General features: G+C 70.5%; 16 protein-coding genes. 5 read left to right on the forward strand and 11 right to left on the reverse strand.

All coding sequences use genetic code 11. The features are described from left to right. Positions 1 to 179: 179 nt before the first annotated feature. The 3 genes from ACIHCL_RS02750 (at position 180) to ACIHCL_RS02760 (ending at position 2927) form a co-directional block, all read left to right on the forward strand. Complete coding sequence (locus ACIHCL_RS02750; protein WP_399857114.1) at positions 180 to 1496, forward strand: hypothetical protein; 1317 nt, start codon at positions 180 to 182, stop codon at positions 1494 to 1496. 502 nt (positions 1497 to 1998) lie between these two features. After that, on the forward strand, positions 1999 to 2583 hold the full coding sequence (locus ACIHCL_RS02755; RefSeq protein WP_399856193.1) for a DUF4383 domain-containing protein: 585 nt from the start codon (positions 1999 to 2001) through the stop codon (positions 2581 to 2583). Positions 2584 to 2693: 110 nt separating this feature from the next. Beyond that, complete coding sequence (locus ACIHCL_RS02760) at positions 2694 to 2927, forward strand: zinc ribbon domain-containing protein (protein WP_399856195.1); 234 nt, start codon at positions 2694 to 2696, stop codon at positions 2925 to 2927. Positions 2928 to 3167: 240 nt separating this feature from the next. On the opposite strand, the gene ACIHCL_RS02765 is transcribed toward ACIHCL_RS02760, so the two are convergent. The 4 genes from ACIHCL_RS02765 to ACIHCL_RS02780 all read right to left on the reverse strand — a co-directional run bounded on the left by ACIHCL_RS02765 (position 3168) and on the right by ACIHCL_RS02780 (position 9132). Beyond that, positions 3168 to 3827, reverse strand: coding sequence for an O-methyltransferase (locus tag ACIHCL_RS02765; protein ID WP_399856197.1), 660 nt, complete (start codon positions 3825 to 3827; stop codon positions 3168 to 3170). Positions 3828 to 4214: 387 nt separating this feature from the next. Then, positions 4215 to 5084 (reverse strand): HAD family hydrolase, encoded by an 870-nt coding sequence (locus tag ACIHCL_RS02770; RefSeq protein WP_399857115.1) that lies wholly within the window; start codon positions 5082 to 5084, stop codon positions 4215 to 4217. 266 nt (positions 5085 to 5350) lie between these two features. Next, complete coding sequence (locus ACIHCL_RS02775) at positions 5351 to 7972, reverse strand: phosphoribosyltransferase (RefSeq protein ID WP_399856199.1); 2622 nt, start codon at positions 7970 to 7972, stop codon at positions 5351 to 5353. Continuing rightward, a complete protein-coding gene (locus ACIHCL_RS02780) occupies positions 7969 to 9132 on the reverse strand; it encodes an HpcH/HpaI aldolase/citrate lyase family protein (protein WP_399856202.1) in 1164 nt (387 codons plus the stop codon). The genes ACIHCL_RS02775 and ACIHCL_RS02780 overlap by 4 nt, the downstream gene beginning before the upstream one ends. Before the next feature lie 219 nt (positions 9133 to 9351). Between ACIHCL_RS02780 and ACIHCL_RS02785 the strand changes: the two genes are divergently transcribed. Beyond that, positions 9352 to 10260, forward strand: a complete 909-nt coding sequence (locus ACIHCL_RS02785) for a TerD family protein (RefSeq protein ID WP_399856205.1) — start codon at positions 9352 to 9354, stop codon at positions 10258 to 10260. 175 nt (positions 10261 to 10435) lie between these two features. On the opposite strand, the gene ACIHCL_RS02790 is transcribed toward ACIHCL_RS02785, so the two are convergent. The 6 genes from ACIHCL_RS02790 to ACIHCL_RS02815 all read right to left on the reverse strand — a co-directional run bounded on the left by ACIHCL_RS02790 (position 10436) and on the right by ACIHCL_RS02815 (position 15591). After that, positions 10436 to 11170 (reverse strand): Tellurium resistance, encoded by a 735-nt coding sequence (locus tag ACIHCL_RS02790; protein ID WP_399856207.1) that lies wholly within the window; start codon positions 11168 to 11170, stop codon positions 10436 to 10438. 240 nt (positions 11171 to 11410) lie between these two features. After that, the gene (locus ACIHCL_RS02795) at positions 11411 to 12556 is read right to left on the reverse strand and encodes a DUF475 domain-containing protein (RefSeq protein WP_399856209.1); all 1146 of its coding nucleotides are present in this window, start codon (positions 12554 to 12556) and stop codon (positions 11411 to 11413) included. A 50-nt stretch (positions 12557 to 12606) separates the two neighbouring features. Beyond that, positions 12607 to 13182: a TerD family protein gene (locus ACIHCL_RS02800; protein ID WP_399856212.1), complete on the reverse strand. Its 576-nt coding sequence runs from the start codon at positions 13180 to 13182 to the stop codon at positions 12607 to 12609. 358 nt (positions 13183 to 13540) lie between these two features. Continuing rightward, positions 13541 to 14116 carry a TerD family protein gene (locus tag ACIHCL_RS02805; RefSeq protein WP_399856214.1) on the reverse strand — a complete coding sequence of 192 codons (576 nt, stop codon included), beginning with the start codon at positions 14114 to 14116 and terminating at the stop codon, positions 13541 to 13543. 244 nt (positions 14117 to 14360) lie between these two features. Further along, positions 14361 to 14819, reverse strand: a complete 459-nt coding sequence (locus ACIHCL_RS02810; RefSeq protein ID WP_399856217.1) for a peroxiredoxin — start codon at positions 14817 to 14819, stop codon at positions 14361 to 14363. A gap of 334 nt (positions 14820 to 15153) precedes the next feature. After that, positions 15154 to 15591 carry a DUF3052 domain-containing protein gene (locus ACIHCL_RS02815; RefSeq protein ID WP_399856220.1) on the reverse strand — a complete coding sequence of 146 codons (438 nt, stop codon included), beginning with the start codon at positions 15589 to 15591 and terminating at the stop codon, positions 15154 to 15156. A 471-nt stretch (positions 15592 to 16062) separates the two neighbouring features. Here ACIHCL_RS02815 and aceE point away from each other — a divergent pair, with 471 nt between their 5' ends. Then, positions 16063 to 18795, forward strand: coding sequence for a pyruvate dehydrogenase (acetyl-transferring), homodimeric type (gene aceE / locus ACIHCL_RS02820; RefSeq protein ID WP_399856223.1), 2733 nt, complete (start codon positions 16063 to 16065; stop codon positions 18793 to 18795). A 281-nt stretch (positions 18796 to 19076) separates the two neighbouring features. On the opposite strand, the gene ACIHCL_RS02825 is transcribed toward aceE, so the two are convergent. Next, on the reverse strand, positions 19077 to 19535 hold the full coding sequence (locus ACIHCL_RS02825; protein WP_399856226.1) for a peptidase inhibitor family I36 protein: 459 nt from the start codon (positions 19533 to 19535) through the stop codon (positions 19077 to 19079). Positions 19536 to 19719: the final 184 nt, after the last annotated feature.

Raw genomic sequence — 19719 nt, forward strand, 5'->3', positions numbered from 1 at the left:
CCGGAGGTTCGGCCAGGGGGTCGGCCGGGGGCTCCGTCGGCGGTCTCGGCACTGGTGGTTCCGCCGCGGAGGGTTTCGCCTCCAGAAGGTCCGCCGCACCGGATTCCGTGGCCGTGATCGGGGATCCCGAGGTCCTCGGGGTCCGCACGACCTCCCGGGCTGCCGGGACCCCCGGAGCCCTGGGCGGCGTTCTCGCGTTGATGCTGCTCCCCGTGCCACTGCTCGTGGCGGCACTGCCCGCCGCGTTCGCGGGCGGGGGTACGAGGCGCTGGTTCGGCGGGCGTGGCGAGAGTCAGCGCGCCGAGGCCCAGGCCGCGAAGGACGCGGCGGCCGCCGCGTTCTACGAGCTGGACACGGCCCAGCGCGATCTGCGCATCTCGATCGAGACGATCACCGCCGTGGACGGCTCGCCCGATGCGCGCAGGGCCGTCGACGACTTCGACGCCCTCGGTCGGCGCATCGACGAGGTCAGCCACCGGTACATCACCGCAGTCGACGCTCATGACCTGGACCGGGACGATCTGGAACCGGCCGTCGCGGCCCGGGCCAGGACGGAGCTGACCGCCGCCAAGGACGAACTGTTGAGCGTCAAGGGCGAGCTGGACCGGTTCGCGCGGGGCCTCGGGCCGCTCCTGGACAAGGCGGAGACGCAGCTCGCCCGGCTCGCACCAGCCGTGGAGCGGGCGCGACAGGCGCTCCTCGGTGCGAGCAACGCTCTCGACACGGTGCGGGCGTCCGGACTGCGAGCGGATGACCTGGCGGCGCGGTTGGCGGCCCTCGCCCCCGAGCTGACCAAGCTCAACGAGGGTGCCGGGCGCCATGGCGTCCAGGAGACCTTGCAGCGTGCCGACCAGGTGCTGCGGGACGCCGAGGCGGTGCGTACCGAGGCGGACCGGTTGCCCGCGCGGGCCGCGGAGATCGACCACCGGCTGGTGTCCTTGCGTACGCGCGCCCAGGCGCTGACGACCCGGGCGGCCTCGGTGGAGCCGGTGCTGAGCGAATTGCGGCGGCGTTTCTCGGCTGCGTGCTGGCAGGACCTCCAACCGGTGCCCGAGCAGGCGGCGTCCAACGTACGGCAGGCCGAGGAGAAGCTGAAGGAAGCCGCCCGGGCACGGGACGAACAGCGGTGGGCCGATGCCACCTCGCGCCTGAGCACGGCACGCGCCCTGCTGAACGCCACGGACGAGGCGGTGTCCATGGCGGGCGACCGGCTGAACCGGCTGAACGAGGTGGCCAAGGACCCGCAGCAGGAGATCGAGCGGACCAGGTTCGCGGTCAGGGACGCCCAGCGCCTGGCCATGGCCGGGCGCAACACCCCCGATCCCCGGCACGCCCGCCCGCTGGACGACGCGGTGGCCCGGCTGGAGCGCGCCATCGGCGGGCTTGAGGGGCGCCACCCGGACTACTGGCACTTCCTGACCGAGACCGAGGCGGTACGGAGCACGGCCGCACGGGTGGTCTCGGCGATCCGTGAGGAACGCGGCGCGGGCGCCTGACCCCACCCGGGGCGGCGGCGCAGGCGCCTGATCCCACACCTGAGCTCGGCGGCGCGGGCGCCTGATCCCACCCGGGGCGGCAGCGCAGGCGCCTGATCCCACACCTGGGCTCGGCGGCGCGGGCGCCTGATCCCACCCGGGGCGGCAGCGCGGGCGCCTGACCTCAACCGGACACGGACGCCTCGTCCGTCCCAACGGGCGGCTCGGCCTCTGGTCACCCCGGTGCCCCAGGCGGTATGTCCCGGGTCGCGGAGCCCTATGGCCCTCGGCCCCGCGACTGTTCCCGGTCCCGGGGCCTGCGCGCAGACCTCGCCGGCACCACGTGCGCCGAGCCCCCTGGGCACCACGTGCGCCGAGCCCTCGGGCATGACGCGCACCGGCCCCGCAATCACCACCTGTGCCCAAGGCCGCGCGGCTCCGAGCGTCGACGGGTCATACGGCGCCGGGTGTGCGCCCGCGCGCCCGCAGGCGGATCCTGGGAGTACGCCTGAAGGAGGCCGATATGGGCACCCACGCACTGCCCGCCACCGGACACCGAACTCCTCGACGCCACCACCGAAGAGCGATCCAGCTCGACAAGCACCTGCCGGTCGACCACCGGCTCAGCCGCGTCTACCGGGTCGGGGCGGGGCTCATGGGGCTGGTGCTGCTCGTGTTCGGAATCCTCGGGCTGATAGACAGGATCGGCTTCTTCAGCACCGGCGGCGCCACCGTCGTGGGCCTCAACACCAACGGAACGCTCAGCGTCCTGTCCATCTGTGTGGGCCTGCTGCTCTTCGTCGGAATGGTGATCGGCGGCAACTTCGCCTCGACGCTCAACATGATCCTGGGCATCGCCTTCATCCTCAGCGGTTTCATCAACCTCGCCCTGCTCGACACGGACTTCAACTTCCTCGCCTTCCGGCTCCAGAACGTGCTGTTCAGCTTCGTGGTGGGTCTGATGCTGATGATCTTCGGTATGTACGGACGGGTCAGCGGCGGGCTCCCGCACGACAACCCGTACTGGCGAGCCCGCCACCCGGAGGAAGTCGAGCGCGAACTGCAGGCGAGTCGTAGGACGGCAGCGATGCCGGTCCATCGCCCCTGACCCGCACCCGCATGCCCGTCCCTCGCCCCTCCTCGCCCGTCCGGTGCCGATGGAACACCGGACGAGGCCCATGTCTCTCTGCTATCGGCAATGACGGATAGCCTGGGCGCATGCCTCGTTACGAGTACCGCTGCCGCTCCTGCGGAGACACGTTCGAACTCAGCCGCCCCATGGCCCAGTCCTCGGACCCGGCCTCCTGCCCCGCCGGGCACTCCGACACCGTGAAGCTGCTCTCCACCGTCGCCGTGGGCGGGTCGTCCGCCAAGTCTTCGACGTCCGCCGCCCCGTCGGCGGGTGCCGGGGGCGGAGGTGGCGGCTGCTGCGGCGGCGGTTGCTGCGGCTGAGCGCACCCCGGCAACACCCCGAACAAGCGATCCGGCCCATGGGCGAGTGGCGACCGGCCAGCGGATGACCGGTCCATCGAGCGACGGGCGAGGAGCGGAAGGCGAAGAGCGGAAGGCACGAAGGGGGCGGGCGCCGGGCAGCCGGAGTCGGCCGCTGTGCCCGTCCGCTCCCCGTTCGTACCTGCTACCGCGTTCATGCCTGCTACCGCGTTCGCCGGCTTCTGCCGGGTTCGCCGACTTCTACCGCTTGCGGGAGAGGGTCAGCCCGTCGGCCACGGTCAGCATCACGCTCTCCATCCGGGGGTCCGCGGCCACGTGGTCGTTGAACTCGCGGATCGCGGCCGCGCTGCCGGTCGCCCGGGGATCGGTCACCAGGCCGTGGAAGAGCACGTTGTCGGTGACGAGGAGGCCGCCCGGCCGCATCCGGGGCACCAGTTCCTCCCAGTACGGGATGTAGTTGCCCTTGTCCGCGTCGAGGTAGGCGAGGTCGATGTGCGGCTCCGCCGGCATCGCGCGCAGCGTGTCGAGCGCGGGCGCGATACGGAGGTCGATGCGGTCGGCAACCCCGGCCCGCTCCCATGCCTCACGGCCGTAGGCGGTCCACTCCTCCGAGATGTCGCAGGCGATGAGCCGCCCGTCGGCGGGCAGCGCGCGCGCCATCGACAGGGCGGAGAAGCCGGTGAACGTACCGACCTCCACGATGTGCCGGGCGCCGGTCAGTCGGACGAGGAAGGCGAGCAGCGGGCCCTGTTCCTCCGCTGACTGCATGCCCGCGTGTTCGGGCAGACGCGCGTACGTGGTCTCGACGAGCTCCCGCTGCGTCGCGTCGAGCGGAGGGTTGTGCGCCAGCATGTACGCGTACAACTCGTCCGTGATCTTGGTTTCGTTGCCCTTGGTCATCGCGCTCTCCTGTTCGGTCCCACCGATTCCCGGGTCTTCCCCCGTCGATCTCCCCTATCGATCTCCCCCGTCGGCCTTCCCCCTCCGTCTCCCCCCTCCCGCCGCTCTCCGCCATCGGCCTCCGCGGCCTTCGTTCCCGCGAATCGCCCTGTTCCCCCGCCTCCGTTCCGAAGAGCCGTTCCGAAGAGCCGTACCTGAGGGCCCGGCGGACCGGCGCACCGTCGGCGACGAGTGAGAACGCGGTGACTGTAGCCACGATCACTCGCGAGTCCGCGTGCATCGCGCGCGCGTGTCGGTGATCACGATCGGCACTCTCCCCCAGTCGGTACGCCCGCTCCCGCTCCGGAGCGGATGCCCGCCTTCCGGTCAGTACGCATGCTCCGGTCGTTACGCAGGCTCCGGGCCAGGGCCGACGAGCCCGTTCAGACGGGTCCGTTCGGGACGAGCAGCCCGTTCGGGACGGGTCCGGGAGGCGCGCAGGAAGTGCCGCAGGATCGCCTCACCCGCCGCCACCCCCTCCTCGGCCGTCACCCGGACGTGCGGGGCGGTCCAGTCGGCATCGGCGAGTTCGCCGTGGGCCGGGCGCCAGGCGTGATCGGCGGCGAGGAGCAGATCGGCGTCGAGCAGGCTGTCGCCGGCCGCGAGGGTGCGCGTGGCGCCCGTGCGTCGGGCCACCTCGTGCATGGCCGCGCTCTTGGTGAGCGGGGCCGGTACGGCGTAGATCTTGCGCCCCTGGAGCGACACCGTCCAGCCGCGGCCACCCGCCCACTCCCCCAGTTCCTCGACCCAGCCGTCCGGCAGCAGCGAGCGTTCGACGACGAGGTACGCGAAGAGGTCCTCGGCGACGCGTTCCTTCAGTACCCAGGCGGGATCGGCCGCGGCCAGCAGGCGGGCGCGGACCTCGGCGAGCGAGGCGGCCTCGGTGGCGAGCCTGCGGGAGACCCGGGCCCGCCAGTCGCGGTCGGACTCGCCATCGACGAGAAGGTGCCCCCCGTTGGCACAGATCGCGTACCGGGGTGCGGGGCCGGGGAGGCGGATGCGCCCGTACTGTTCGCGGGTGCGGGTGGTCGTGGGGACGAAGACCGCTGCGCGAGCCAGTTCGCCGAGCAGCGCCGCCGCCGCCTCGGTGAGGTAGGAGAGCGGCTTGTGCTGGTACACCTCCACGCAGAGCAGGCGTGGGGCCTCGGCGTCCGGCATGGCGAGCCGGAGCGCCGCCGCGGAGTAGATCAGCGTGCGGTCGAGGTCGCTGGCGACCAGTGTGACGGGGGCATCCGCGACGGACGGGACAGCGGAGGCGAGCGGCGTAGCCGAGGCCCCCGGGACAGCGGAGGCGAGCCGCGCATCCGGCGCACCCGGAGCGTCGGAAGTATCGGGCGTCCCCGAAGCACCCGGCGTGCCCGAGGCGCCCGAAGCACCCGTGGCATCCGGCACACCCGACGTTCCGGGCGTACCCGATGCGTTGGGAGTACCCGGTGCGCCCGATATGCCCGGTGCGCCCGCTGCGACCCGTGTGTCCGGTGCGGTCACTTCGACACCACCGCCCTGCCGTCCGCACCCGTCGCGCCCCGGGTGTACTTCGGATGGATCAACCCCATGCAGGTGTAAGGGAGTTCGTCGACCTCCTCGATCGGCACCGCGCGCTGTTCGGCCAGCAGCCGGATGTGGTCGAGGTCCGCCCCCGCGCCGCGCTTGGCGAGGATCTTCCACGGCACGCGGCGCAGCAGGACGCGGGTGGTTTCACCGACGCCCGGCTTGACCAGGTTCACGTCGTGGATGCCGTACTCCTCGCTGACGCGTTCCACCGCGGCCCAGCCCTCCCAGGTGGGGGTGCGGTCCGCCGAAAGGAGCGCCGTGACCTCCGCGTCCACGGCGTCGGCGACCTCGTCGAAGCGGTCGGCGACGGCGTCGAGGAAGTGGCCGGACACATCGCTGTCCGCGAGTTCCCGGTAGAACTTGGCGCCGTGGAAGTCATCCGGCCCCACCAGGTCGGAACGCAGGACCGTACGCGAAACAAGCCCGGACACGGTGGAGTTGAGGCAGGCCGAGGGGATCAGGAAGTCCTCGCGGGTGCCGTAGGTGCGTACGCAGCCGCCCGGGTCGGCCAGGACCGCGATCTCCGGGTTGAAGCGTCCGCCCCCCTCCGAGCCGTCGAACTCGGCCAGGGCTGCGGCGAGTTCGCGGGTGATCGCTCCCTTTCCGGTCCAGCCGTCGACGAAGACGACGTCGGCCGGGTCGTGGTGGGCAGCCAGCCAGCGCAGGGCGTTGGCGTCGATACCCCGACCGCGCACGATGGAGACGGCGTAGTGCGGCAGGTCGAGGCCGTGGCGGTGGTGGGCCCAGCGGCGCATGAGTACGCCGACGGGGGTTCCGGCCCTGACGAGCGAGACGAGGACGGGACGCGGAGCGCGCTCGGCGAGGACCGTCTCCGTGACGGTGCCGACGGCACGGGCGACACGGGCGGCCGACAGTTCCAGGGCCGCACCGAACAGGCTCTGGTACCGGGCGGACGGCTGGTACTCGACGGGCAGCGACTCGGCGTAGTGCGCACCGCCGCTCTGTATCGCCTCCTCGCGCTCCTCGACCGGCGCCTCCAGTTCGACATGCGAGAGGTCCTGGAGCAGCCAGCCGACCTCGTCCGGCGCATAGGAGGAGAAGGCGGGGCCTCGGAGAGGCTCGGGCAGCATGGCGGAAGGCTCCTGCTGGTTGGAGTCGTTCGAGCGGGCGCCCGACGGGATGCGCGAAGAGGCGCCCGACGGGATGCGCGAGGAGGCGCCCGACGGGACGTACGAGGGGACGGCGGCGAGCAGGACGTGGCGGGTGTGTGCGGCGAGCCGCGCCAACAGCCCGTCGACGGCGTGGAGTTCGGGGGTGTCAGCGGTGGAGTCGACGGTGACGACCACGGCGTCGAATCCGGCGCCCGCGACGTTGTACGCGTACCGGTCGCCGGGTCCGTCCGCCGGGTTGTCATGCGCCGGGAAGACCAGCCGGCTGCGTATCGCGTAGCCCGGGTCGTCCACGGCCAGGACGGGGGATCGTGTGGTCGTCGAGTAGCGCACCTCGGCGTCCATGCGTTCCTCCAGCGCCGCGGCCAGCCGGAGGGGGGCGTACATCAGCTCCTCGAAACCGAGGACGAGCACACGTCGGGCGTCGCCCAGCGCGGTGGCGACACGGGCGGCCATGGCGGGGAGGGCCTGTTCCAGAACGGCCCGGTGGGCGGGGGTGAAGCCGTGGCGTCCGCCGTCGGGCACCCCGATCGGCCATTGGAGGTCCACGCGGGTGAAGGAGGCGCGCCCCGGCTCGGCGACCGCCTCCGGGCCTGGGGCGGAAGCCGCCCCCCGGCCTGCCGCATCGGTCTCCTCCTGCGCGGCGACCAGCGCCCGGCCCTTCTCCAGGACGCCTTCCGGGAGCGTGACCGTGCCCGAGCACCGCGACACCAGGTCGATGCGTGCGCCGATCTCCGCGGCGAACTCGGCCAGCCGCACCTGGTCGGCCGGGGCGCGCATGTCCACCAGCGCCACGATGACGTACCGGCCGCGCGGGTAGCGCTCGTGCAGGGCGCGGATGGTGTTGAGCACGGTGTTGCCGGTGGAGAACTCGTCGTCCACCAGTACCAGCGGCGCTCCGGTGCCGGTGGCCGGGGCCGTCCCCGGGTGGCCGACCTGCCCGCCCGCCAGCAGGTCCGGGTCCTCCGGGAGCAGCAGGTGGGAGGTGGCGTGCGAGTGTGCCTCCTCGAAGCCGCCCGCGCGCGCCACACCGTCGACGGGGCGGCGCGTCGAGTGGAGGTACGGGGCCGAGCCCAGCCCGTCCGCGACCGCGTGCCCGAGGCCGGTGGCCGTCTCCGCGTATCCGAGCACGACCGCCCGGCGCGCCTCGGCCTCGCCGAGGAGTCCGCGCACCCGCCGGCCCAGCTCGAACCCGGCGCCGTAGACCACGGAGGGCTTCTGCGGCACATGCTTGCCGAGCACGTTCGACACGAGCAGATGGGCCCGTTTGGGGTTGCGGCGCAGGGCGAGGCCCAGCAGTTCCCGCAGTTCCCTGTCGCCGCCGGGTCTCCCGTCGCCGACGAGTCCGACGCCCAGCCGCCGCGTCACCCAGCTGCCCGACCACACCATGTCCGTCGTCCGCTCCTCGCCCGGGGCGCTCATTCCGCGACCCCCGCCGCCAGCAGTTCCACGAAGCCGACGTCCTCCCGTGCCACGCCGAAGACCTCGGCGCGTTGGAGGGTCCGCTCGGCCCAGGCGCGGTGCGGCTTCACCTCGTTCATCTTGTTCGTGTACGCGGAGCGCATGACACCGCCGCCGTCGCGCTCGGGGCTCAGGATGTCCCGGGCGTCGCTGAACTCCTCGTGACTGACCACGGACAGGGCGTGCACGGGAGTGACGTGCGACGGGTGGATGCAGGTCTTGCCGAGGAGGCCGTTGGCACGGTCGAGCTCGATCTCGCGCAGCAGGCCGTCCAGGTCGTGCTCGATCAGCGCCGTGCGCAGTTCTTCGGCCCGCCCCTCCAGGAACGGGCTGCGGCGGAGCTGGGGTTTGAACATGCGCTCCTGGAGCCGGAAGTACTCCCACACCGGCCCGGTGATCGTGAACCCCGTGCCGTCCGCGCGGCCGAGCACGTTGACGACGTCGGCGATGACAGCGCCGACGATCTGCACGTCGTACGCCGTCATGTCGGGCGGCCTGCGGAGCCCGTACGCCGAGCAGAAGTCGGTGACGCCGAGGCGCAGTGCGAGCACCCGCTCGCGGTACTTGTCGACGGTGCGGGCTATGCCCTGAAGCGTTTCCTCGCGTGTCTCCAGGTGGAGCAGCTCGGGCGATTCGAGGACCGGCATCGCGAACAGGCGCCGTCCGCATGCCTTTTCGGCCTGCAAGAGGGCTTCCAGGAAGGGAACACCACGCTCTTCCGTGAATTTCGGAAGTACAAAACCAGACAACAACCGGACGGCGCTGCCGAGCCGACGCGCCAGGTCGACGACCTGGCGGGGCTCCCGGACCCGAATGAAGAGCAGGGGCGACTCGGCATCGCGTGCTTCGAGCTCGGTGAACTGCCTGATCAGGTTCTCCTCGGCGCCGACGACCTCGGAATCGTCGATCGAGTCTTCCAGGCACAGCACCATCGACACGACTCCGCGCGCGACCTGCTTGATGACGTCGTCGGCGAGCCTCGGTCTCGTCGCCGGGCTGTACAGAGTCGCCCCGAGAGCGGCCGAGAGCACATGGGCGGGCGAGTCCGCCCCGAACACGCAAGGCTCCCGGAAGAACAACCGTTCTCGCACCGCGGGCGCTACATGCCCGAAATGACGCATCTATTCCCCCGTGCTACCCGACTGGCCAACCAACACATGGCCGGTAATAGTACGTACGAACGAGCATCGAAGGTTCCCCGCAGGCGTGAACTTCGGGTGACTCGTCCATTTACCGACCCCGCCGCGTACGGCGAACGACCTGGTCCCATGCCGTCTCCGAGAGATCCGGCGCGACCCCCGCGTTGTCCGCGCGGGCGGCCAGAAGGCAGGATGACGGGCATGACGCACGCGATGATGAAAGGCTCGAACGTCCCTCTGGACGCCCCGGCCGTACGGGCGGTGCTGCGCTGGACACCGGGGGCCGGGGTTCCGGATGTGGATGCCTCGGCCTTGCTGCTGGGAGCCGACGGACGCGTGCGCTCGGACGAGGACTTCGTCTTCTACAACCAGCCCCGGCACCCCTCCGGCCTGGTGCGACGGCTACCGAAACGCAGTGCTCCCGAGGGCCTCACGGACGGTGTCGAGGCCGATCTGAGCACGCTCGACCCCTCGGTCGACCAGGTGCTCATCGCCGCGTCCTCCGACGGCGCCACCTTCGCCCAGGTGCACGACCTGCGGATCCTGCTGTACGACACGGCGGGCGCCAGCGCGGAGCCGATCGCCGTCTTCGACGTGCGGCCGGAAACCGGCGAGGAGACGGCGATCATCTGCGGCGAGCTCTACCGGCGCGGCGACGGCTGGAAGTTCCGGGCCGTGGGACAGGGCTATCCGACCGGCCTGGTCGGTCTGGCGACCGCCTTCGGCATCTCGGTCGACGAGACGGAGCCCGAGGCGGAGCCCGCACCGGCGCCCCTGCCCGTGCCGCCCCCCGCGCCGGAGCCCTCCCCGACAGCGACGCCGGCCGCCCCCGCCTTCCCGCCGCCCGTGCCCGCGTTCCCACCTGCCCCGGCGCCCGGCCCCGACGCACGGCTCACGGTCCAGCACGGGCAACCCGGATACGGCTACCCGCAGCCGTCGGCAGCCCACCCGGCCCCGCAGCCGGTCGGCCCCGCACCCGCTTACGGGTACCCGCAGCCGCCCGCGGCCCAGGACGCCTACGGCTATCCGCAGCCCGCCCCGGCCGCGGCACCCGCCGCCGACCCGAACTTCGTGCTGCCTCCGCAAGGGCCTCAGTTCATACGGCAGTGAGGCGCCTCCGGAGCGGCACGCACCCGGCGCTGGGCGCAGTCGGCACAAACCGGCCGAACGGCCGCACCCGGAGCGCCGCCCTCAACCACGGGCCCCGCAGGACCCGCGGCCCCGGCCACAGGAAACGCGGTCCCGGTGGCGGGGCACGCAGCCCCGGTCGCGGGACACGCGGCCCTCAGCCACGGGACTTGTAGCCGCGTCCCCACTGCATGCCCCAGCCGTACATCCGGTCCAGCTCCGACTGGAAGCCGTACACGAACTTCACCTCGCGCCGCACGACGAACTCGTCCTTGCTGTTGTCCACCGTGAACACCGCGCAGGAGCGCGCCTCCGGGGCGTGCTCGTCGAGTTCGATCTCGATCTGCGGGCCGTTGCCGGGGTAGAGCGTCAATTTGGCGTGCGTGCGGTCGAAGGCCGGCGTCTGGTCGTAGATGTAGACGAAGAACAGCAGCCGCTTGAAGTGCTCGCGCTGGTCGAGGTTGAGGTAGACGGTCTCGCCCGACGGCGCTCCGAAGCGGTCGTCCCCGCTGAGCCGTATGTACGGCGGCGCGTTCAGATCGCCCAGGAGGTCGCCCAGCGGCTGGACCACACCCTTGGTGCCGTCCTTGAACTCATACATGCAGCCCAGGTCCAGGTCCACGTTGACCATCCCCTGGGTGTGCGCCTGGACAACGTCGGGCTGGAACATCTTCAGGGGCCGCAGCAGACTGCCGCCCTGCCGCCCTCTGCCCTCGATGTCGGACGTGCGCATCCGCCAGGAGAGGTTGACCCGCAGATTGCCGGTCAAGGCGCCGTTCTTGGTCAGCGAGACCGTCGCGTTCCGTTTGGAGAGCACGATCGAGCTGGTCAGCGCGTTGCCCGACTCGAACTGCGCCTGCCGCCCCGGCCACAGGTTGTCCAGAAACCCCATCGCCAACCCCCACGTCTCTCGGTTCTCTCGTCGAAGTGCCCCGGCCAGGCGGCCGCCCCGTGCCTCGCACCGGCCGCCCGCATCACTGCGGGGCGGGCCGCCGGGCCGGTTCCGGGATGTTCCCGGAGAACCGTTGCCACGCGGACCGCCCCGCTGAGAGCGTTCCTCATTCCCCGCCGGGTCACACCCCGGACGGACATTATCCGCCGGGTCGCACCGGGGCAGGGTTTCCGCTCAGGGTCACACTCCGGACGGGACTTCCGTCCTGGACCCCGCCTCGTCGCCCCCGCCCGCGGCGGCCAGCGCCTTGTTGCGCCGCACCGAGGACCAGAAGGACCAGGCGATCAACACCACACCGACCAGGCCGGTGATGATCTCGTTGATCTCGTACTGGATGGTGACGAGGAGGATGACGGCCAGCGCGCCGATGGCGTAGTGGGCGCCGTGCTCCAGGTAGACGTAGTCGTCGAGGGTGCCCTGGCGGACCAGGTAGACCGTGAGCGAACGGACGTACATGGCGCCGATACCGAGCCCCAGGGCCATCAGCACGATCTCGTTGGTGATGGCGAAGGCGCCGATGACGCCGTCGAACGAGAAGGACGCGTCGAGCACCTCGAGGTAGAGGAACATGAAGAACGCGGCCTTGCCGGAGAGCGCGATCGCGGAGACCTTCTTCCCGCTCTTCCTGGCCTCCTCCTCGGCCTCGTGCTCCCGTTCCTCCTCTTCCTCCAGCCGGTTCTCGAAGAAGCTGGAGAGACCGCCGACGATGAGGTACGTGATCAGCCCCGCGACCCCGGCGAGCAGAACGGTCTCCGCCTTGTCGACGTGACCGCCGCCATGCTGGCGCGCGTCGCCCGCGAAGGTCATGGCCGAGACCAGCAGCACGATCAGCGCGACGCAGACCGACAGCATGTCGACCTTGCCCAGCTTGGCAAGGGGGCGCTCAAGCCAGCGCAGCCACTGGATGTCGCGCTCCTCGAAGACGAAGTCGAGGAAGATCATCAGCAGGAACATGCCACCAAAGGCGGCGATCGCCGGGTGGGCGTCCGTGACCAGTTCCTGGTAGCGCTCGGGCTCGTTGAACGAAAGGTTGACCGCCTCGATGGGCCCCATCTTGGCGGTGACGGCCACGATCACGACGGGGAACACCAGTCGCATACCGAAGACCGCGATGAGCACACCGATCGAGAGGAAGATCTTCTGCCAGAAGGCGTTCATCTTCTTCAGGATTCCGGCGTTGACCACCGCGTTGTCGAAGGACAGCGAGATCTCCAGGATGGACAGGATCGCCACCACGCCGAAGGCTTCCCACCCCCCGTAGAAGACCGCTGCGACAAGGCCGAGCGCGGTAACCGCGAACGACCAGCCGAAGGTTTTCAGAAGCACTGGCTACCCCATCGTGTGTGTAACGGGTCTCCCCCGCGCCGTGCGCGGCTTTACGAAACGTTGACCCCAAAGTCTAGAGCGATCCCGCGCAAGCCAGAGGCATACCCCTGACCCACCGCACGGAACTTCCATTCGCCGTTGTACCGGTACAGCTCGCCGAAGATCATCGCGGTCTCGGTCGACGCGTCCTCGGTGAGGTCGTACCGCGCGAGCTCCCGGCCGTCCGCCTGGTTGACCACGCGAATGAACGCGTTGCCGACCTGGCCGAACGTCTGCCCCCGGACATCCGCCTCGTGAATGGAGACCGGGAAAATGATCTTGTCGCAGTGCGCCGGGACCTGGGCGAGGTTCACGATGATCGACTCGTCGTCGCCCTCGCCCTCGCCCGTGAGGTTGTCGCCGGTGTGTTCCACGGAGCCGTCGGGGCTCGTGAGGTTGTTGTAGAACACGAACCATTCATCGCCGAGCACCCGGCCCGACTGGCACAGCAGCGCGCTGGCGTCGAGGTCGAAGTCGGCGCCCGTGGTGGATCGTGCGTCCCAGCCGAGCCCGACCAGCACCTGCGTGAGATCGGGTGCGGCCTTGGAGAGGGAGACGTTGCCTCCCTTGGCGAGTGTGACGCCCATGGTGTGGTCCTCCCCGAGTCGAAGAGTCGATGAATCGTCTTGTCGATCCTGGTTCGAGCGTTGTCGAACCAGGATCGAGCTCTCAGCCCGTCCGCGCGGGCCTGCCGTTTCCGGCGGACCAGCCGATTTCCGGCGAACCGGCCGGTTCGCCGCCTGCTCGATTGCCGATGCCTCGGACACCCGAGCGCTCACCTCGGCGTCCGGGCCCTCACCCTGGACGCCGGAGGCCCGGAATCGGGCGCCGGAGGCCGCAGCCGAAACCGGGACCCCGGACACCGACGTTCCGGTGTGCGAGGTCCCGGGGGTCGGGACTCCGGACACCGACATCGCGGATGCCGGAATCCCGGATGCAGGAGTCTCAGACGTTGACGCCGAAGTCCTGCGCGATGCCGCGCAGGCCGGAGGCGTACCCCTGACCGATGGCGCGGAACTTCCACTCCGCCCCGTGGCGGTACAGCTCGCCGAAGACCATGGCGGTCTCCGTGGACGCGTCCTCGCTCAGGTCGTAGCGCGCCAGCTCGCTGTTGTCGGCCTGGTTGACCACGCGGATGTACGCGTTGCGCACCTGGCCGAAGCTCTGCTGACGGGACTCGGCCTCGTAGATCGAGACCGGGAAGACGATCTTGTCGACGTCGGCCGGAACGGCGGCGAGGTTGACCTTGATGACCTCGTCGTCACCCTCGCCCTCACCGGTGAGGTTGTCACCGGTGTGCTCGACGGAGCCGTCAGGGCTCTTGAGGTTGTTGAAGAAGACGAAGTTGCTGTCGTTGCCGACCTTGCCCTGGGCGTTCGTCAGCAGGGCGCTGGCGTCGAGGTCGAAGTCACCACCGGTGGTGGTGCGGGCATCCCAGCCCAGACCGACGAACACGGCGGTCAGGTTGGGCGCGGCCTTGGTCAGCGAGACGTTACCGCCCTTGCTGAGGCTGACTCCCACGAGTCCTCCCATTGGTTTTCCGAAGGGTCGGCTGGCGCCGACGCCTCCACGTTGCTTGGCATCCGATCAACGAGTGGATCCTAGTGACCGGTTCCCGCCAGAAGCAGGCTTTTGGCCGGTTCGGAGGGGAAACAATCGGTCACCGGTCGGGCCGGCCGGGGCACTCCGGCGGCCCGGAGCGCCCCGGCGGATCAGGGGCCCGGGTGGATCAGGGCACCCCGGCGGGCCAGGGCGCCCGGGTGGGTCAGAGCGCGTCGAGCGCCTTGACGTAGTCGTTGAGGTCGCGCGCGTCGGGCAGGCCGTTGATCACGGTCCAGCGCACCACGCCCTCCTTGTCGATGATGAAGGTGCCGCGCACCGCGCAGCCCTTCTCCTCGTCGAAGACGCCGTACGCGCGCGAGGTCTCGCCGTGCGGCCAGAAGTCCGAGACCAGCGGGTATTCGAGGCCCTCCTGCTCCGCGAAGACACGCAGCGTGTGGATGGAGTCGTTGGAGACCGCGAGCAGCTGCGTGTCGTCGTTCACGAACTTCGGCAGCTCGTCGCGGAGCGCGCAGAGTTCACCCGTGCAGACGCCGGTGAAGGCGAACGGGTAGAACAGCAGCACGACGTTCTTCTCGCCACGGAAGTCGGAGAGCTTCACCGTCCGGCCGTGGTTGTCCTTGAGCTCGAAATCCGGGGCCTGGGTGCCGACCTCGATCGCCATGAGACGCGTCCCTTCGCTACGTTCACCGGGCTGGGCTGTCCGGGTGGCCCCAGCCTACGCAGGACCCGCGTGGGCCCGTGCGGCACCCACGCAGGCTTCGCGGGACCCCGGGTGCCCTTGGCGCGTCGTGTGGCCGAAAGCCGCCTGGCATCGGACCGAGTCCGTGCCGGGTCCCGGGGGCCGGATCCCGGGCGGCCGGCCGCGGTGGTCCCGGAGCGGCGATGCCCCCCGGGCCGTGCGGCCGGTTCGTCCCCGGCAGGCGCGCGCACGACGAAGGTCCCCTGCGGCTGCTGCCGACCGGGGACCTTCGTGCCTCGTATCGCGTCGAGCGCCGTCAGCGCCTGCTGCGGGCCGCCTTCGGTGTGACCAGGCGGCTGCCCGTCCAGTCCTTGCCCGCGCTGATGCTCTTGGTCTGGGAGAGACCGGCGGTCTGCGCGGCCTCGTTGATGTCGCTCGGTTCGACGTATCCGTCACGGCCGGTCTTCGGCGTCATCAGCCAGACCGTGCCGCCGTCCTCGATCAGACCAATGGCATCCACCAGCGCGTCCGTAAGGTCGCCGTCCTCGTCGCGGAACCACAGCAGCACGGCATCGGCGACGTCGTCGTAATCCTCGTCGACGAGATCCTGACCGATCGCGGCCTCAATGCCCTCACGGAGCTCCTGCTCGACGTCGTCGTCGTAGCCGATCTCCTGGACCACCTGTCCGGGCTCGAACCCCAGGCGTGCTGCCGGGTTGGTCCGCTCCTCCGCGTGGTCCGCGGTCGCGCTCACGGGTTGCCTCCTGATCATGTTTCGGAAAATGCTTCAGCCACGCGCGTGCGCGAGGCATTGGCCGTAGTCCACACGGGAGTGGCGGATCGCGCAAGTACCCAGCGTGCGAGACCGCCTGAACGAGGACGTTCCGTACCACGTCTCCGCGGTCTCGGCGGCCTCCCTGCGGGGCCCGGCGTCACCGTCCACACCCTTTGTGTCCTTCCACAGCTTATGCCGTTTCGGTCCACCAATCGGATTCGAACATCCTTTGGGAACGCCTGGGCGGCTTGGGCGTATGGTTTGCGTTTGCGCCGACCCGTCCACGCGCCGTGGACGCGATGTCTCGTAAACGCGGGGGTTACCCCGCGGTAGAGATGACGTCCGCGCCCTTGCGGTACACGATGGTGATGGCGTACAGGCACGACCTCCCGGGGGCACGTTCTCCCGTGACCGGCCCCGTAGAGCAGTACCGAACAGCGAAGGAACAGCGTGGCTTCCGGATCCGATCGCAACCCGATCATCATTGGCGGCCTGCCGAGCCAGGTCCCGGACTTCGATCCCGAGGAGACCCAGGAGTGGCTCGACTCGCTCGACGCCGCCGTCGACGAGCGAGGCCGTGAGCGGGCCCGTTATCTGATGCTCCGGCTCATCGAGCGCGCGCGCGAGAAGCGCGTCGCCGTGCCCGAGATGCGCAGCACGGACTACGTGAACACGATCGCCACGAAGGACGAGCCGTTCTTCCCCGGCGACGAGGAGATCGAGCGCAAGATCCTCAACGCGACCCGCTGGAACGCGGCCGTGATGGTTTCGCGCGCCCAGCGTCCGGGCATCGGGGTCGGCGGCCACATCGCCACCTTCGCCTCCTCCGCCTCGCTCTACGACGTGGGCTTCAACCACTTCTTCCGGGGCAAGGACGACGGCCGGGGCGGCGACCAGATCTTCTTCCAGGGCCACGCGTCCCCGGGCATCTACGCCCGCGCCTTCCTGCTCGACCGGCTGAGCGAGACCCAGCTCGACGGCTTCCGGCAGGAGAAGTCGAAGGCGCCGGACGGACTGTCCAGCTACCCGCACCCCCGGCTGATGCCGGACTTCTGGGAGTTCCCGACCGTCTCGATGGGCCTGGGCCCGCTCGCCGCGATCTACCAGGCGCGGATGAACCGGTACATGGAGGCGCGCGGCATCGCCGACACCTCGCAGTCCCACGTATGGGCGTATCTGGGCGACGGCGAGATGGACGAGCCGGAGTCGCTTGGCCAGCTCTCCATCGCCGCCCGTGAGGGCCTGGACAACCTGACCTTCGTGGTCAACTGCAACCTCCAGCGGCTCGACGGCCCGGTGCGCGGCAACGGCAAGATCATCCAGGAGCTGGAGTCGCAGTTCCGCGGTGCCGGATGGAACGTCATCAAGCTGGTCTGGGACCGCTCCTGGGACCCGCTGCTCGCCCAGGACCGCACGGGCATCCTGGTCAACAGGCTGAACACCACGCCGGACGGCCAGTTCCAGACCTACGCCACCGAGTCCGGCTCGTACATCCGCGAGCACTTCTTCGGGGACGACGCGCGGCTGCGCGAGATGGTCAAGGACATGTCCGACGACCAGATCCTGCACCTGGGCCGCGGCGGCCACGACCACCGCAAGATCTACGCGGCGTACGCGGCGGCCAAGGCCCACAAGGGCCAGCCGACGGTGATCCTGGCCCAGACGGTCAAGGGCTGGACGCTGGGGCCGAACTTCGAGGGCCGCAACGCCACCCACCAGATGAAGAAGCTCACGGTCGACGACCTCAAGGGCTTCCGCGACCGGCTGCACCTCCCGATCAGCGACAAGCAGCTGGAAGAGGGCTACCCGCCCTACTACCACCCGGGCCGCGGCTCGGAGGAGATCCAGTACATGCACGACCGCCGCAAGGGTCTGGGCGGTTATGTCCCGACGCGCGTGGTACGGGCGAAGCCGCTGGTCCTGCCCGAGGACAAGACGTACGCGACCGCGAAGAAGGGGTCGGGTCAGCAGTCGATCGCCTCGACCATGGCGTTCGTCCGCATCCTGAAGGACCTCATGCGGGACAAGGAGATCGGCAAGCGTTTCGTGCTGATCGCGCCCGACGAGTACCGCACCTTCGGCATGGACGCCTTCTTCCCGAGCGCGAAGATCTACAACCCGCTGGGCCAGCAGTACGAGTCGGTGGACCGCGATCTGCTGCTCGCGTACAAGGAGTCGCCGACGGGCCAGATGCTGCACGACGGCATCTCCGAGGCCGGCTGCACGGCGTCGCTGATCGCGGCGGGCTCGGCGTACGCCACGCACGGCGAGCCGCTGATCCCGGTGTACGTCTTCTACTCGATGTTCGGTTTCCAGCGCACCGGCGACCAGTTCTGGCAGATGGCCGACCAGCTCGCGCGCGGTTTCGTGCTGGGCGCGACCGCCGGTCGTACGACGCTGACCGGTGAGGGGCTCCAGCACGCCGACGGCCACTCCCAGCTGCTGGCCTCGACCAACCCGGCCTGTGTGGCATACGACCCGGCGTTCGGCTACGAGATCGCGCACATCGTCAAGGACGGTCTGCGCCGGATGTACGGCGAGAACAGCGAGGACGTCTTCTACTACCTCACCGTCTACAACGAGCCGATCCAGCACCCGGCCGAGCCGGAGAACGTGGACGTGGAGGGCATCCTCAAGGGCGTCTACCGCTACAAGGCCGCCGAGCGGGGCGAGATTCCGGCCCAGATCCTGGCGTCCGGCGTGGCCGTGCCGTGGGCGGTCGAGGCGCAGCGGATCCTCGCGGAGGAGTGGAACGTCCGGGCGGACGTCTGGTCGGCGACCTCCTGGAACGAGCTGCGCCGCGAGGCCGTGGAGGCCGAGCGGTACAACCTGCTGCACCCGGAGGAGGAGCAGCGCGTCCCGTACGTGACGCGGAAGCTCTCCGGCTCCGAGGGACCGTTCGTGGCGGTTTCGGACTGGATGCGTTCGGTGCCGGACCAGATCGCGCGGTGGGTGCCCGGTGCGTACCAGTCGCTCGGCGCTGACGGCTTCGGCTTCGCGGACACGCGTGGCGCGGCCCGCCGGTTCTTCCACATCGACGCCCAGTCGATCGTGCTCGCGGTGCTGACGGAGCTGGCGAAGCAGGGCCGGATCGACCGGTCGCTGCTGAAGACGGCCATCGACCGGTACGAGCTGCTGGAGGTCGCCGCGGCTGCGCCGGGCACGGCCGGCGGCGACGCGTAGGACGTACCAGGGACGCGGATCCGGCCCGCGGACCACGGCGAGGGGCGGCGTGGACCGAAATGGTCCGCGCCGCCCCTCGCCCGTGTCCGGCCGGTCACCGCGCCGGCGGACGCGACGCCCGGATCCGGTCGCCGGGTTCCCGGGCCCCGGTGCGGGAACCGCCCTGGACCGCCCGAAAGCGCCCTGGGCCGCCCGGCACCGGCACCTCGCGGCCCCGGCCGGTTCGCCCCGCCTCGGCACCCGGTCCCCCGGGCGCGGGCGTCAGGACCTCGTGGGCCCGGTCAGTTCTCCCAGACCTTGAACGCCCGGACCTGGTACGGGGAACGGGGCACCCAGGTGCCGCCGCCCGGATAGGTCTCGAACTCCCCGGTCTCGGCGCATTCCGCCGACTGGTACGTGGTGACCGGGCGGCCCGTGCGGTTGACGAGCGCTTGCCCCCTGGAGCCCGCCCGGAGCGGGACACAGCTCTCGATGCCGACGGTGGACAGCTCGTGGATCTGCCGGGCGCCGGTGAAGTCCGGCTTCTCCCAGAGGCAGAGCTGGCCGCTGTCGCAGGCGCCGAGCCGGACGGGCGCGGACCGGGCGGCGGACCGGGCCTGTCCTGGCTGGGCGGCGGCGGTCCGCGGAAGTGCGGAACGCACGGAGTCCGCCTGCGGTGTGGCGGGGTGGGCGTCCGCCTGCGGGATCAGGACGGCAGCGGCAAGAGCGGTGACGAGAACGGTCGTACGCGTCGTACGCATGGACATCGACCCCCGTGGTCGTGCGAATCGGTTGGTTGCACCGCACCCTGGCTCGCGGGGCAGCCCCCGGGAAAGGGGCCTCGGGGCACACCACCCTGATAGGCGACAGCCCCGCCGGAGCGGCCGGCGGGGCTGTTGTACGTGGCGTGTTGACGCGTCGGGGCCGTGGGCGCACCGACGGGTC

The sequence above is a fragment of the Streptomyces sp. NPDC052042 genome (assembly GCF_044548345.1).
GTDB lineage: Bacteria > Actinomycetota > Actinomycetes > Streptomycetales > Streptomycetaceae > Streptomyces.